A 14,601-nucleotide genomic window follows, 5' to 3' on the forward strand; every position below is an offset into this window, starting at 1 on the left:
CGGCTCCCCGTCCCAGGATGCCTCAGTTCGTCGTCACCCCTTCTGCTCCACCCGCACCCAGTCCACCTCCGCCTGCACTCCCCCGCCCGCGATCCGGTCCACGCTGGACTGCGGCAGGCCCCAGTACGGGGTGGTGACCTTGTTCCAGCCGGCCGGGTAGGCGCCGCCGAGGGCGAGGTTCAGGATGACGTACTGGTTGTGGTCGTAGACCCACTGGCCCCGGGTGGACTCCAGCTTGTTGCGGGTCGTCTCCTGGACCAGGCGGTCGTCGACGAAGAACCGCATCGCCGTCGGGGTCCACTCGACCGCGTAGGTGTGCCACTGGTCGGCCGTGCCGCCGCCCGGATACGTCTGGCGGGCGCCGATGTTGCCGTCGGCCGAGTAGCCGGGGCCGTGCAGGGCCGTGCTGGTCCAGTCGGGGTAGCCGATGTTCTCCATGATGTCGGTCTCGCCGGAGGCGGGCCAGGAGACGGACGGGTCGTCCACGTTGCTGCCGAGCAGCCAGAAGGCCGGCCAGAACCCGTCGCCGACCGGCAGCTTCATCCGGGCGCTGACCCTGCCGTAGGTGAAGTCGAAGTGGGTGTTGGTGTCGACGCGGCCGGAGGTGAAGTCGTAGGTGCCGCCGCCCGCCCGGGTGCAGCCCTTGCAGTACTTGGCCCGGAGGATCAGCTCGCCGTTCTCGGTGCGGATGTTGTCCGGGGAGTCGACGTACGCCTGGGACTCTCCGTTGACCGGGCCCATCTCGGTGCCGGTGCGCACCACGCGCCACTTCGAACGGTCGAGAGAGGTGCCCGTGAAGTCGTCGAAGAACGTGGTGCGGTAGGTGCCCTGTTGGTCGGCGGGCAGGGCCGGGTACGCGGCGGAGGCGCTGCCGCCGGTGCCCCAGACCTGGAACTCGTACAGCGAGTAGCCGAACTGGGCGGTGGCGGGAGCCGGGTTGTAGAAGGAGCGGCGCTCCTTGCCGAGCATGCGGACGTAGCGGCCGGTGACCGGTGCGGGGAGGGTGACGGTGTCGTGCAGGCCCACGGCCTCGGCCGGGGACTTCACGTTCGCGCGGCGGGCGGCCACGTCGGCGGCCGAGGGCTGGTAGACCGTGCGCCAGGTGCGGTTGTCGTCGGAGACCTGGAGCTGGTAGTCGACGGCGTAGGCCGCCTCCCAGTAGAGGTCGACGGAGGAGATGACCGAGGGTGCGCCCAGGTCGACCGAGACCCAGCGGTCCGCGTTCCAGTCGCTGGACCAGCGGGTCGCGTCGTCCTTGAGGTTGGCGGGCCAGCCGCCGTCGGTGACGAACGCGGGTGAGTTCCCGGCGTGCTGGTAGTAGTTCGAGTACGCGGGGTGGTTCAGGGCGAGGTTGGTGCGGGTGGTCGACGCGGGTGCGGGTTCGCCGCCGTAGACCTTGAAGTTCCACAGGGAGTAGCCGTACGGCGTGGCGCGTTCGAGGCCGCGCAGGCGGACGTAGCGGCCGGTGACCTCCTGCGGGTAGGTGTGCGCGGTGACCGAGCCGCCGGTGCCGGCGGTCTCGGTGTAGAACGGCGTCCAGTCGGTGCCGTTGCGGGACGCCTCCAGCACGTAGCGCTTGCCGTACGCGGCCTCCCAGTCGAGGACGACGCGGTCGACCCGGATCACCGAGCCGAGGTCGACGCGGATCCAGGCGTTGTCGGCGAAGTCGCTGGACCAGCGGGTGGCGCCGTTGCCGTCGAAGGCGAGGCCGGGCGCGGTGCCGGCGTTCTCGCTGCCGGAGGCGGTGACGGCCGCGGGGTCCACCGCGTAGGCGGCGGCCGCGCGGTCGGTGTCCCAGCTCACGGCGGCGGGGGCCGCCGTGGCGGGTGCGGCCAGGAGCGGGCCGGAGCACAGCAGGGCCGTGGTGGCCAGGGCGGCGAGCAGGGTGCGGGGGATGCGGGTGGGCATGCGGCTCTCCTTGTGGGGTGGAGGTGCGCTTCGTGACTCACGTCATGTACATGACATCCCTGGGGGAACGTGCGGGGCTGGCCGGTGGACACGAACTCCCCAGTCGTGTCCACCGGCCGTCCGGGCCGGGCTCAGGCGGCCCGGCGCGTCTGGCCGCGGTGGACGCGGACGATGTCCGCGTACCGGCGGCCGCTGCCCTTGATCGTGCGGACCTGGGTGCGGTAGTCGACGTGGACCAGGCCGAACCGTTTGTCGTAGCCGTACGCCCACTCGAAGTTGTCCAGCAGCGACCAGGCGAAGTAGCCGGCCAGCGGGGCGCCCTTGCGGGCGGCGGAGGCGCAGGCGGCGAGATGGCGCTCCAGGTAGTCCTGGCGCTCGGGGTCGTCGACGCTGCCGTCGGGGCGGACGACGTCCGGGAAGGCGGAGCCGTTCTCGGTGACGTAGATCTTCCGGGCGCCGTACTCCTCGGTGAGCCTCAGCAGCAGCGTCTCGATCCCGGACGCGTCGATCTCCCAGTCCATGCCGGTGCGCGGGACGCCGTCGCGGCGGACGGAACGGGCGTACGGCGCGGGCCCCTCGGGGTCGTCGGCGACGTACGCCGGGAAGTAGTAGTTCAGGCCGAGCCAGTCGAGCGGGGCGGCGATCGTGGCCAGGTCGGCGTCGTCCACCGGGAGTTCGACGCCGTAGGTCTCCACCATGTCGGCGGGGAAGCCGCGGCCGTGCACCGGGTCGAGCCACCACCGGTTGACGTGGCCGTCGTGCCGGCGGGCCGCCGCCAGGTCCTCGGGGCGGTCGGAGGCCGGGTGCACGGTGGAGAGGTTGTTGACGATGCCGACCTGCGCTCCGGGGGCGGCGGCGCGGATCGCCTGGGTGGCGAGGCCGTGGCCGAGGAGCAGGTGGCAGGAGGCGCGGACGGCGGCGGTGAGGTCGGTCCAGCCCGGCGCCATCGTGCCTTCGAGATGGCCGATCCAGGCCGAGCAGGACGGCTCGTTGAGGGTGGCCCAGAGCTTGACCCGGTCGCCGAGGCGTTCGGCGACGACGGAGGCGTACTCGGCGAAGGCGAGGGCGGTGTCCCGCTCCGGCCAGCCGCCACGGTCCTGGAGCGCCTGCGGCAGGTCCCAGTGGTAGAGCGTGACGGACGGGGTGATGCCCGCCTCCAGCAGCGCGTCCACCAACTCGTCGTAGAAGGCGAGTCCCTTGGGGTTCGCCGGGCCGGTGCCTCCCGGGACCACCCGTGGCCAGGCCACGGACAACCGGTAGGCGTTGACGCCGAGTTGCCCCATCAGGCCGATGTCCTCGCGCCAGCGGTGGTAGTGGTCGCAGGCGACGTCGCCGTTGTCGTCGTTCGCGATCTGCCCCGGGGTGTGCGAGAAGGTGTCCCAGATCGAGGGCGAACGGCCGTCCTCGGCGACGGCTCCCTCGATCTGGTACGCCGCTGTGGCCGTACCCCACAGAAAGTCGTGCGGGAGGGCGGCGAGGTCGATGGCTTCGGACACGGAAGTCCCTTCGGGATCAGGGGTGTGGGTCACTTGACGGCGCCCGCCGTCAGACCCGCGACGAGATAGCGCTGCAACAGCAGGAAGCCGGCCACCACGGGCACGCTGACCACCAGCGAGGCGGCCATGATCTGGTTCCAGTAGACGTCGTACAGGGTGGAGTAGCCCTGGAGGCCGACGGCGAGGGTGCGGGTGGTGTCGTTGGTCATGACCGAGGCGAACAGCACCTCTCCCCAGGCGGTCATGAAGGCGTAGACGGCCACCGCGACGATGCCCGGAATCGCGGCCGGTACGACGACCCGGAACAGCGCGCCGAACGGGCCGCAGCCGTCCACGAGCGCCGCCTCGTCCAGGTCGCGCGGCACCGAGTCGAAGTAGCCGATCAGCATCCAGATGGAGAACGGCAGCGAGAAGGTGAGGTACGTCAGGATCAGCCCGCCGCGGGAGCCGAACAGGGCGATGCCGGTGGCGTTGCCGATGTTGACGTAGATCAGGAAGAGCGGGAGCAGGAAGAGGATGCCCGGGAGCATCTGCGTGGACAGCACGGTGACCGTGAAGACGCGCTTGCCCCGGAATTCGTAACGGCTGACGGCGTAGGCCGCGAACACGGCGATGACCACCGAGCAGACGGTCGCCGCACCCGCCACGATCAGCGAGTTCATGAAGTACTTCGCGAGCGGCACGGTCGACCAGATGTCGATGTACGGCCGGATGGTCAGCTCGCTGGGCAGCCAGCGGAACTTTCCGGTGACGTCGGCGAGCGGCTTCAGCGAGCTGGAGACCATCACGTACACCGGGATCAGCACGAACCCGCCGAGCAGGGTGAGGAACACCCTGCGCGACCACAGGAACGAACGCGGGGGCGCCATGGGCGAGTTGCGTGGGGGCGCCAGCGACGGGTTACGCATCGGAGGCCCTCCGTCCGCGCGAGGTCAGCAACAGGTACCCGCCCGTCACCACGAGCAGGAACAGCAGCAGCAGGACGGACATGGCCGAGCCGGTGCCGAAGTTCCAGGCGACGAACGAGGACTGGTAGATGTGCACCGAGATGAGGTCGGCGGCCTCGGGAGCGGCCTTGCCGAACAGCACGTACGGCGTGTTGAAGTCGTTGAACGTCCACAGGAACAGCACCAGGATCAGCACCTGGTTGACCGGGCGCAGCGACGGCAGGGTGATGCGGCGGATCTGCTGCCACATCCCGGCGCCGTCCAGCGCTGCGGCTTCGTACAGCTCCCGGGGGATGTTCTGCAGGCCGGCCGTCACGATGAGGAACGCGAACGGCCAGCCCTTCCACACGGACACGGTGAGCAGGGCGTAGAAGCTGTTGTCGCCGATGAGCCAGAAGGACGGCTTGTCGGTGAGGTGCAGCTGGTCGTGCAGCACGTGGTTCACCAGGCCGTTGTCGTGCTGGAACATGAACACCCAGGTGATGACCGCCGCGTAGACGGGCAGCGCGTACGGCACCAGGAACAGGGCGCGCAGCAGGCCGCGCCCCCGGAAGGTGTCCTGCATGTAGACGGCGGCGGCCGTGCCGATCAGCCAGCACAGGCCGACCGACAGCAGGGTGAAGCCGACGGTGATGCCGAAGGACTGGAGCAGGGCCTTGCCGACGGGGGCGTCGAAGTCCACCGACACCTTGTAGTTGTCGAAGCCGTTCCAGGGGGCGGTGCCCCAGTCACGGATGTAGAACTGGGTGAGCTGCTTGAAGCTCATCACGATGCCGATCGCCATCGGCACCAGGTGGACGAGGAGTTCGAGGAGCAGGGCGGGCAGCAGGAGCAGGTACGGCAGGGAGACGCGTCTGATCCGCCCGGTGCGGCGGCGGTTCTCGCGCGCCGCACCGGGGGACGTCTCGCGCACCGGTTCCTTCAGTGCGGTGGTCGTCATCGTGGTCACGCCGCCGGCATCTGCTGCTGGGCCTTCTCCAGCTTGGCCTTGACCGAGTCGGTGGTCACGGCGCGTCCGGCCGCGGCGTCGGCGAACAGCTCCTTGACGGCCGTACCGACCGCCGTCTCGAACTGCGACTCGGACGGCACCTGCGGCAGCGCGGCGGCGCTCTTGGCGAGGGTGTCCTTCAGCACCGCGGTGTCCGGCGCGTTGAACGCCTGGTCGCCCTGGGCGGCCTTGACCGGCGGGATGGAGGTGTAGGCCGTGTTCAGGATCTTCTGCTCGGCGTCGGAGGTCATGAACTTCACGAACTTCGTGGCGCCGTCGAGGTTGTGCGTGTTCTTGAAGACGGCGATGTTGATGCCCATGACCGCCGAGTTCACCTGGGTGCCGGCGCCGGGCGTCCCGGAGATGACCGGCACCGGCGCGACACCGTAGGCGTCCTCGCTCATGCCCTGGGACTTGAGGTTGGAGGCGGCGGACTGCCACAGCAGCATCGCCTGCTTGCCCTTGGCGAAGTCGCTGACGGACTGGTTCTGCGCGTACTCGGCGTCGCCGTCCGGGATGACCTTGTCCTTGGCCATCAGGTCGACGTAGCTCTTGACCGCCTCGACGACCTTGGGGTTGGTGAAGTCCGGCTTGCCGTCGGCGGTGAAGAAGTCGGCGCCGTGCTGCTTGGCGAAGACGAAGACGTGGTGGATGTTCTCCGACAGGTTCGCGCCCTCGGCGCCGAGTACGGACTTGCCCTTGGCCTTGATCTTCTTGCCGTCGGCGACCAGTTCGTCCCAGGTGGCCGGGGGCTTGCTGATCCCGGCGTCGGCGAAGATCTTCTTGTTGTAGTAGAGGGCGTACGCCATCGAGTACAGGGGCACGGCGGCCGGGTCCTTGCCCTGGACACCGGTGGAGCCGAGCGCGGTCTCGGAGAACCGCTCCTTGCCGCCTATCTTGGCGAAGTTCTTCTCGTCCCACGACAGCAGCCCGCCGGTCGCCTGCAGGGAGGCGCTCCAGGTGTTGCCGATGTTCAGCACGTCCGGGCCCTGGCCGGAGGTGGTCGCGGTGAGGATCCGGTTGAGCAGGTCCGACCAGGGCACGACCTCCAGCTTGACCTTGATGCCGGTCTGCTTCTCGAACTTGTCGAGCTCGGGCTGGAGAACCTGCTTGTCCACGGCGACGCTCGCGCCCTGGTTGGAAGCCCAGTACGTCAGCGTCTTGGGTGAGTCGTTCGACCCGCCGTTGTTGGACGATCCGCCTCCGCAGGCCGTGGCCGCGAGGGCGAGAGACAGGGTGACGGCGCCTACGGCCGCGGCTCGGATGCTGCGCATGGCTCCCGGGTCCCTTCAGGGATTGCACTCATGACTTAATTTAGGACGTGAGTTAATCCGTCGGAGGGGCGATCGTCAAGGGATTCGACAAGGCTTCCCGAGCGGGCCGGCCGCGGCGCGGTTCAGGGAGGACCGTGCGGAGGCCTACGGCGGCCAGACAGGCGCCCAGCCGGCGCGGGGCGGTGAGGCCCCGGACGTCGATGGCCACGGCGCCGAGGGGCGAGGGACAAGCCGATGGTGACGCCGAGAGGGTGCGCGGACCACCGCAGGGGCGGGCGCGTCGGCGAGGAGCGCGAAGCCGGCGAGGAAGAGCGGGTTGAGCAGGAGGAACCATTCCAAAACGCCCAATGCGACACGGGGAGTGGTCCCTTGTCAGACCCTCACGGCGAAGCCTGGCCGTGGCCGCTCCCTCTCCCGCCCGGCCTGCGGTCGGAGGCCGGACCGGCCGAACGGCACGGTCGGGAACGAGTGGCTGGTACGGGCACCGGGAGCGCCCGCCCCGGCTCTCGCGACGAGTGGGCGTGAACGGGCCTTTTTCTGGCGTGTGTTGCTGGCATACGCTCGCACCCAATCCGCCGTGCGAAGGGATCGTTGTGCGTCGACTGACGAAGAAATGGAAGGCAGTCCTGACGGCTGTCCTCCTCCCCGCAACCCTTCTGATTATCTCCAGCCCGGCCCACGCCGCCGTCACGGTCACCACCTCGGCCGTCTTCAACGACCCGTCAGGTACCACCGCCGACCAGAACCGGATCCGCGACTACATCGTCAGCCTGATCAACGCCACCCCCGCCGGGGAGTCGATCACGGCCGCGGCCTACACGTTCACCGACGACACGGCCGCCCAGGCGCTGGTCAACGCGAAGGCGCGAGGCGTCAAGGTCCGCATCATCGTGGACGACACCACCACCACCATGAGCGGGGGCGAGTACACCACCCTGAAAGACGGCCTGGGCACCGACCGCACCCAGTCGTCGTGGGTGATGGCCTGCCCCAGCGCTCGCGGCTGCATCGGGGACCGGGAGCTCACCTCCGGCGATCCCGCGATCAACCACAACAAGTTCTGGCTGTTCTCCAACGTGGGCGGCGCGAGCAACGTGGTGGTGCAGACCTCGCACAACATGACCACCTCGCAGCGCACCACCTACTTCAACAACGCCGTGACGATCCCGGACTCCGGCCTGTACGGCATCTACCAGTCGTACTTCTCGGACCTGCTCCGCTACGGGTCCTCCTCGTCGGGCGACGACGACTACTACACGACGCCGACCAGCTCCACCGGCCCGTACAAGGCCTACTTCTTCCCCCGTCACGAGGCATCCGGCACGTCGTGGAGCAACGACGCGAGCACCGACACCGTCAAACTGATCCTGGACAACGTCAGTTGTTCCGGAGGCACCCAGATCCGCGTGGGCATGAACCTCTTCAGTCGCGACGAGGTCGCCCAGAAGCTGGTCAGCCTGGTGAACTCGGGGTGCTCGGTCTACCTGGCCGCCGACGGCGCACCGGGTTCCATGAGCCAGGCCGTGACGGACACCCTCTACGGCAAGCTGACCAAGCGGGTGGAGTGCTACGAGAACAGCCCCGACGGCACGTACAAGATCGGGGTGCACTCCAAGTACCTGCTGATCCAGGGAACGTACGACGGGGTCGCCAACCGCAAGCTGGTGTGGACCGGAAGCCACAACTACACCTACTCGGCGCTGCGGGCCAACGACGAAACGCTGCTGAAGATCGACAACTCGGCGGTCTACGACCAGTACAAGGCCAACCATGACACGCTGATGACCTACTGCGCCGGAAGCTGAACCAGCGCCGCCGGCCGGCCCACGCCGGGACCCGGCCCGGCGGCGCTCATGGTGAGACCCCGCTGTGGTGGAGCCGCCCAGGACCGCACCGTGGCGGGAGTCTCGCGATCACCGCGAGCTTCGGAGACGTCACACAGCGCATCCCAAGCCCGGGGGTCGCCATCCCTCACGACAACGCAACGAGGGCCGTGACCGTCAGGTCGAGGCCCTCGCTCTCGTTTCGCCACAGCGAGTGTCCGAGGGGGGACTTGAACCCCCACGCCCGATAAAGGGCACTAGCACCTCAAGCTAGCGCGTCTGCCATTCCGCCACCCGGACCAGGTGTCTGCCGCCTTGCGGGGTGCGTTCCGCGCGGCGACATGGACAACAATACCAAGGTTTCGGAGTGCGTTTCACCTGCGTATCCGTCCGCCGGGCGAGGCGGGACGCGGGATTGCCGACGGTATACAGCGCGCGAGGTCCTGTGTGCCGAACGTGAGAGTCAGGGCATGAGCTGGTACTCCGGGAAGTTCCCGGGCAGCCGCTCCCCCGCCGGACCCCGGGTCACGGACCGCACCAGAAGCTCACCGCCCACGAACGCGCCGCGCCAGGACGCGCCGAACCCGCCGAACAGCTCGTCCCGGTCGCCGCGGGAGCGGGGGACGCCGTGCCCGGTCTTGAAGGCGCGGATCTGTGGGGCGAGCCGGTCGTAGGTGGCCCGGTCGTCCGTGGCGAGCGTGGCCACCAGCGCGCCGTTGGACGCGTTCATCGCGGCCAGCAGCTCGGCCTCGGTGTCGACGAGGACAATCGTGTCGACCGGACCGAAGGGCTCGGCGTGGTGCAGCGGGGAGGACGGCGGCGGGCCGAGCAGGGTGACCGGGTGGACGTAGGCGGAGGTGTCCTGCCCCGGCAGGAAGCGCGCCTCGTCCGGCCGGCCCCGGTACAGCGGCACGGCACCCCGGTCGACGGCCTCGGCCACCTGGTCGGTCAGCTCCTTGGCCTTGGCCGCGTTGATCAGTGGTCCGAAGTCCAGTTCGGGGAGCGGGTCGGCCGGGTCGGCCACGGCGAGCGGGTGGCCGACGCGGACGGCCCGGACCGCCGGCAGGTAGGCGGCGAGGAACGCGTCGAAGAGGGAGCGCTGGACGACGAAGCGCGGGTAGGCGGTGCAGCGCTGTTTGCCGTAGTCGAAGAGCCGCGGGACGACGGCGGTGAGCGCCGCCCAGTCGGAGAAGTCCCAGATGCCCCAGGTGTTCAGGCCCTCCTGTTCCAGGATGTGCCGTTTGCCGAGGTCAGCGACGGCGGTGGCGACGGTCGCGCCGGTGTCGCGGCCTCCGACGAAGGACACGCAGCCGATCTCCGGCGCCCGCACCAGCGCCTGGTTCAGCTCGCGTCCGCTGCCGCCGACCAGGGTCAGGGGCACCCCCTCGCGGGCGGCCAGCGCCGCGGCGAGGGTGAGGCACGCCACACCGCCGTCGGTCGGGGTCTTGGCGATGACCGCGTTGCCCGCCAGCGCCTGCACGAGAGCGGCGTGCACGAGCACGCTCATCGGGTAGTTCCAGCTGGCGATGTTGGACACGGGCCCGTCCAGCGGGGCCCGGCCCGCGAGCATCGGTTCGATCCCGTCGACGTACCAGCGCACGCCGTCGATCGCCCGGTCCACGTCCGCGAGCGCGAGCCGCCAGGGCTTGCCGATCTCCCAGACGAGCAGCAGGGCGAGCAGTTCGCGGTGCTCGGCGAGCGCGTCCAGGGTGGCGGCGACGCGGGCCCGCCGTTCGGGCAGCGGGATGTGCCGCCAGGCGCGGTGCTGGTCCAGGGCGGCGCGTACGGCCTGCTGGGCGGTGTCGCCGTCCAGGCGGGGCGCGCCGGCGATGGGGGTGCCGTCGACCGGGGTGGTGGCGGGCAGTGTCCGGCCGTCGGGGCGCCAGACACCGGCCCACAGATTGCCGGCGGCCTGTTCCCGGAAGGCCTCGGGGGCGACCGTGAGACAGCGCTGCCAGGCGTCGGCGTAGGAGGTGCCGGGTTTGAGGAGTGCGACGGGAGGAGGGGTCGGGGGCTGTGGGGTGAGGGTGGGTGCCATGCGTGGTCTCCGCTCTTGCTGGGCGGGGATGGAGGGTGCGGGGAGGTACCTGCCTTCTCTCGGGAGGCGAGGTCCCCGCCTCCTGGCGGGAGGCGGGGTACCTGCCTTTGCTCAGGAGGTGGCGGTGCGGGAAGCACGCGCCTGCGCTCAGCCCTGCCGCAGCGTCTCCAGCACCGCGCGGGCCGTCTCCGTAGGGGTACGGCCCACCCGCACCCCGGCCGCCTCCAGGGCCTCCTGTTTGGCGCGGGCGGTGCCGGTGGAGCCGGAGACGATGGCGCCGGCGTGGCCCATGGTGCGGCCCTCGGGCGCGGTGAACCCGGCGATGTAGCCGACGACGGGCTTGGTGACGTGGTCGCGGATGTAGGCGGCGGCCCGTTCCTCCGCGTCGCCGCCGATCTCCCCGATCAGGACGATCAGTTCGGTGTCGGGGTCGTCCTGGAACGCGGCCAGGCAGTCGATGTGGCTGGTGCCGACGACGGGGTCACCGCCGATGCCGACGCAGGTGGAGAAGCCGGTGTCGCGCAGCTCGTACATGAGCTGGTAGGTGAGGGTGCCCGATTTGGAGACCAGGCCGATGCGGCCGGGCTTGGCGATGTCGGCGGGGATGATGCCCGCGTTCGACTGGCCCGGGGAGATCAGGCCGGGGCAGTTGGGCCCGATGATCCGCGTGCCCCGCTGCCGCGCGTACGCGGTGAAGGCGACGGTGTCGTGGACCGGGATGCCCTCGGTGATGACGACGGCCAGCGGGATCCGGGCGTCGGCGGCCTCGGTGACGGCCGCCTTGGCGAAGGCGGGCGGGACGAAGACGACGCTGACGTCGGCGCCGGTCGCGCGCATGCCGTCGGCGACCGAGCCGAAGACGGGCAGCGGGTGCCCGTCGACGTCGACGGTACGGCCGGCCTTGCGCGGGTTGACGCCGCCGACGACGTTCGTGCCGGCCGCGAGCATGCGCCGGGTGTGCTTCATGCCCTCGGCGCCGGTCATGCCCTGGACGAGGATCTTGCTCTCCGTGGTGAGGTGGATGGCCATGTCCGGACTCCTCAGGCGGTGTGGGCGAGTTCGGCGGCCCGGCGGGCGGCGCCGTCCATGGTGGCGACCTGTTCGACCAGCGGGTGCGCGCGGGCGTCGAGGATCGCCCGGCCGCGGGCGGCGTTGTTGCCGTCGAGGCGCACGACGAGCGGCTTGGTGGGCTGGATGCGGTCGACCGCCGCCAGGATGCCGTCGGCGACGGTGTCGCAGGCGGTGATCCCGCCGAAGACGTTGACGAGGACGCTGCGCACGGCGGGGTCGGCGAGCACCACCGAGAGCGCGTCGGCCATGACCTCCGCCGAGGCTCCGCCGCCGATGTCGAGGAAGTCGGCGGGGCGGGCGCCGCAGCCGGCGACCACGTCGAGGGTCGACATGACGAGGCCGGCGCCGTTGCCGATGATCCCGACCTCGCCGTCGAGCTTGACGTAGTTGATCCCGCGGGCGGCCGCCTCGGTCTCCAGCGGATCCCGGTGCTCCTCGGGCTCGGCGCCCCAACGAGTCTGCCGGAAGCGTGCGTTGTCGTCCAGGGTGACCTTGCCGTCGAGGGCGAGGACGTGTCCCTGGGCGGTGCGCACGAGCGGGTTGACCTCGACCAGCAGGGCGTCCTCGTCGACCAGCACCTGCCACAGCCGGATGAGGACGTCGGCGGTCTGCGGCGGCAGCCCGGCGGCACTCGCGATCTCCCCCGCCTTGGCGGAGGTGACGCCCTCGGCCCGGTCGACCGGGATGCGCGCCACGGCCTCCGGGTGGTTCGCGGCCACCTCCTCGATGTCCACCCCGCCCTGCGCGGAGGCGATGGCGAGGAAGCCGCCGGCCGCGCGGTCCAGGACGTAGGAGACGTAGAACTCCTCGGCGATGTCGACCGGTTCGGCCAACATCAGGGTGCGGACCCGGTGGCCTTTGATGTCCATGCCGAGGATCTGCCGGGCCGTCAGTTCGGCGGCTGCGGGGTCGGCGACGAGCCGGACTCCGCCCGCCTTGCCGCGCCCGCCCGTCTTCACCTGTGCCTTGACCACGGCCCGGCCGCCGAGCCGCCGGGCGATCTCCCGCGCCTCCTTGGGCGACCGGGTGACCTCGGCCCGCGGCACCGGGATGCCGTGGTCCTGGAAGAGCTGTCGTGCCTGGTGTTCGTACAGGTCCATGACCGGCTCCTGTCTGCGGGGATCATCGCGCGCGCTCCGGTGACTGGAATGGACCGGACACCGATGACCGAAAACTGTGTGCGCCCCCTGGACACCGCCCACTGGATGCGGGATAACAAGCTTCATACAGTATTCGTCGACTGTATGCAATCTACTGCATACAGCCTGCCGCTGTAGTAACGCCGTACGCACCGCTGTATGCACCGCTGTACGCATCCTCTGCCCCGCGAGCCGCCCAAACTCCTACGAAAGGGACGGGACTTCGCCATGCCCGACGACACCCAGGACGTGATCTCCGGTGGCCATCTCGTTGCCAAGGCCCTGAAGGCCGAAGGCGTCGACCGCATCTACACCCTGTGCGGCGGCCACATCATCGACATCTACGACGGCTGCGTGGACGAGGGAATAGAAGTCGTCGACGTCCGCCACGAGCAGGTCGCCGCGCACGCCGCCGACGGCTACGCCCGTATCACCGGCAAGCCGGGCTGTGCGGTGGTCACCGCGGGGCCCGGGACGACCGACGCCGTCACCGGGGTCGCCAACGCCTTCCGCGCCGAGTCCCCGATGCTCCTGATCGGTGGTCAGGGCGCGCTCACGCAGCACAAGATGGGGTCCTTGCAGGACCTGCCGCACGTCGACATGATGACGCCGATCACCAAGTTCGCGGCGGCGGTGCCGGACACGGCCCGCGCGGCGGACATGGTGTCGATGGCCTTCCGCGAGTGCTACCACGGCGCACCCGGCCCCTCCTTCCTGGAGATCCCCCGGGACGTCCTCGACGCGAAGGTGCCGGTCGCCAGGGCCCGTGTCCCGCAGCCCGGCGCCTACCGGGCCTCGACCCGCTCGGCCGGTGACCCGGAGGCGATCGAGAAGCTCGCCGACCTGCTCGTCCACGCCGAGAAGCCGGCGATCCTGCTGGGCAGCCAGGTGTGGACGACCCGGGGCACCGAGGCGGCGATCGAGCTGGTGCGCACCCTGAACGTCCCGGCGTACATGAACGGCGCCGGACGCGGCACGCTCCCGCCCGGCGACCCGCACCACTTCCAGCTCTCCCGCCGCTACGCCTTCTCCAACGCCGACGTCATCGTCATCGTCGGCACCCCGTTCGACTTCCGCATGGGCTACGGCAAACGCCTCTCCCCCGACGCCACGGTCGTGCAGATCGACCTCGACTACCGCACCGTCGGCAAGAACCGCGACATCGGCCTCGGCATCGTCGGCGACGCCGGCCTGGTGCTGAAGTCGGTGACGGAGGCCGCCGCCGGGCGGCCGGGCGGCGGTGCGGCCCGGCGCAAGGAGTGGCTCGACGAACTGCGCGCGGCCGAGCAGGCGGCGATCGAGAAGCGGCTGCCGCAGCTGCGGTCCGACGCCTCCCCGATCCACCCGTACCGGCTGGTCAGCGAGATCAACGACTTCCTGACCGAGGACTCGATCTACATCGGCGACGGCGGCGACATCGTCACCTTCTCCGGGCAGGTCGTCCAGCCCAAGTCGCCCGGCCACTGGATGGACCCGGGCCCCCTCGGCACCCTCGGCGTCGGCATCCCGTTCGTGCTCGCCGCCAAGCAGGCCCGCCCCGACAAGGAGGTGGTCGCCCTCTTCGGGGACGGCGCCTTCTCGCTCACCGGCTGGGACTTCGAGACCCTCGTCCGCTACGACCTCCCGTTCGTCGGGATCGTCGGCAACAACTCCTCGATGAACCAGATCCGTTACGGCCAGGCCGCCAAGTACGGCAAGGACCGCGAACGGATCGGCAACACCCTCGGCGACGTCCCGTACGACAAGTTCGCGCAGATCCTCGGCGGTTACGGCGAGGAGGTCCGCGACCCCGCCGACATCGGCCCCGCCCTGCGCCGGGCCCGCGAGTCCGGCAAGCCGTCGCTGATCAACGTCTGGGTCGACCCGGACGCGTACGCCCCCGGAACCATGAACCAGACCATGTACAAGTGAGGTGGC

The 14,601-nt window shown here is 70.2% G+C and carries 10 protein-coding genes and 1 tRNA gene; 2 read left to right on the plus strand and 9 right to left on the minus strand.

Translation table 11 applies throughout. From position 1 onward, the window contains the following. Window positions 1-33 precede the first annotated feature (33 nt). The 5 genes from OO52_RS12640 to OO52_RS12660 form a co-directional block, all read right to left on the minus strand. Window positions 34-1,908 (minus strand): discoidin domain-containing protein, encoded by a 1,875-nt coding sequence (locus OO52_RS12640; protein ID WP_030643448.1) that lies wholly within the window; start codon window positions 1,906-1,908, stop codon window positions 34-36. Window positions 1,909-2,039: 131 nt separating this feature from the next. Then, a complete protein-coding gene (locus tag OO52_RS12645) occupies window positions 2,040-3,404 on the minus strand; it encodes a GH1 family beta-glucosidase (protein ID WP_030643450.1) in 1,365 nt (454 codons plus the stop codon). A 29-nt stretch (window positions 3,405-3,433) separates the two neighbouring features. Continuing rightward, entirely contained in the window at window positions 3,434-4,273 is an 840-nt protein-coding gene (locus OO52_RS12650) for a carbohydrate ABC transporter permease (RefSeq protein ID WP_030643459.1), read from the minus strand. Between the two features lie 31 nt (window positions 4,274-4,304). Beyond that, window positions 4,305-5,291, minus strand: coding sequence for a carbohydrate ABC transporter permease (locus tag OO52_RS12655; protein ID WP_030643461.1), 987 nt, complete (start codon window positions 5,289-5,291; stop codon window positions 4,305-4,307). A 5-nt stretch (window positions 5,292-5,296) separates the two neighbouring features. Next, window positions 5,297-6,613, minus strand: a complete 1,317-nt coding sequence (locus OO52_RS12660; RefSeq protein ID WP_030643463.1) for an ABC transporter substrate-binding protein — start codon at window positions 6,611-6,613, stop codon at window positions 5,297-5,299. 593 nt (window positions 6,614-7,206) lie between these two features. Here OO52_RS12660 and OO52_RS12665 point away from each other — a divergent pair. Then, on the plus strand, window positions 7,207-8,418 hold the full coding sequence (locus OO52_RS12665; protein ID WP_030643465.1) for a phospholipase D-like domain-containing protein: 1,212 nt from the start codon (window positions 7,207-7,209) through the stop codon (window positions 8,416-8,418). A gap of 233 nt (window positions 8,419-8,651) precedes the next feature. Here the strand turns inward: OO52_RS12665 and OO52_RS12670 are convergent. The 4 genes from OO52_RS12670 to sucC form a co-directional block, all read right to left on the minus strand. Further along, a tRNA-Leu gene (locus OO52_RS12670) sits at window positions 8,652-8,736 on the minus strand. Between the two features lie 163 nt (window positions 8,737-8,899). Further along, window positions 8,900-10,474 carry an aldehyde dehydrogenase family protein gene (locus OO52_RS12675; protein WP_030643467.1) on the minus strand — a complete coding sequence of 525 codons (1,575 nt, stop codon included), beginning with the start codon at window positions 10,472-10,474 and terminating at the stop codon, window positions 8,900-8,902. A gap of 147 nt (window positions 10,475-10,621) precedes the next feature. Beyond that, on the minus strand, window positions 10,622-11,503 hold the full coding sequence (gene sucD / locus OO52_RS12680) for a succinate--CoA ligase subunit alpha (RefSeq protein WP_030643469.1): 882 nt from the start codon (window positions 11,501-11,503) through the stop codon (window positions 10,622-10,624). An 11-nt stretch (window positions 11,504-11,514) separates the two neighbouring features. After that, entirely contained in the window at window positions 11,515-12,645 is a 1,131-nt protein-coding gene (gene sucC / locus OO52_RS12685; protein ID WP_030643471.1) for an ADP-forming succinate--CoA ligase subunit beta, read from the minus strand. Between the two features lie 267 nt (window positions 12,646-12,912). Between sucC and OO52_RS12690 the strand changes: the two genes are divergently transcribed. Beyond that, window positions 12,913-14,595 (plus strand): thiamine pyrophosphate-binding protein, encoded by a 1,683-nt coding sequence (locus OO52_RS12690; RefSeq protein ID WP_030643473.1) that lies wholly within the window; start codon window positions 12,913-12,915, stop codon window positions 14,593-14,595. Window positions 14,596-14,601 lie beyond the last annotated feature (6 nt).

Source organism: Streptomyces flaveolus (assembly GCF_000716535.1).
Classification (GTDB): domain Bacteria; phylum Actinomycetota; class Actinomycetes; order Streptomycetales; family Streptomycetaceae; genus Streptomyces; species Streptomyces flaveolus_A.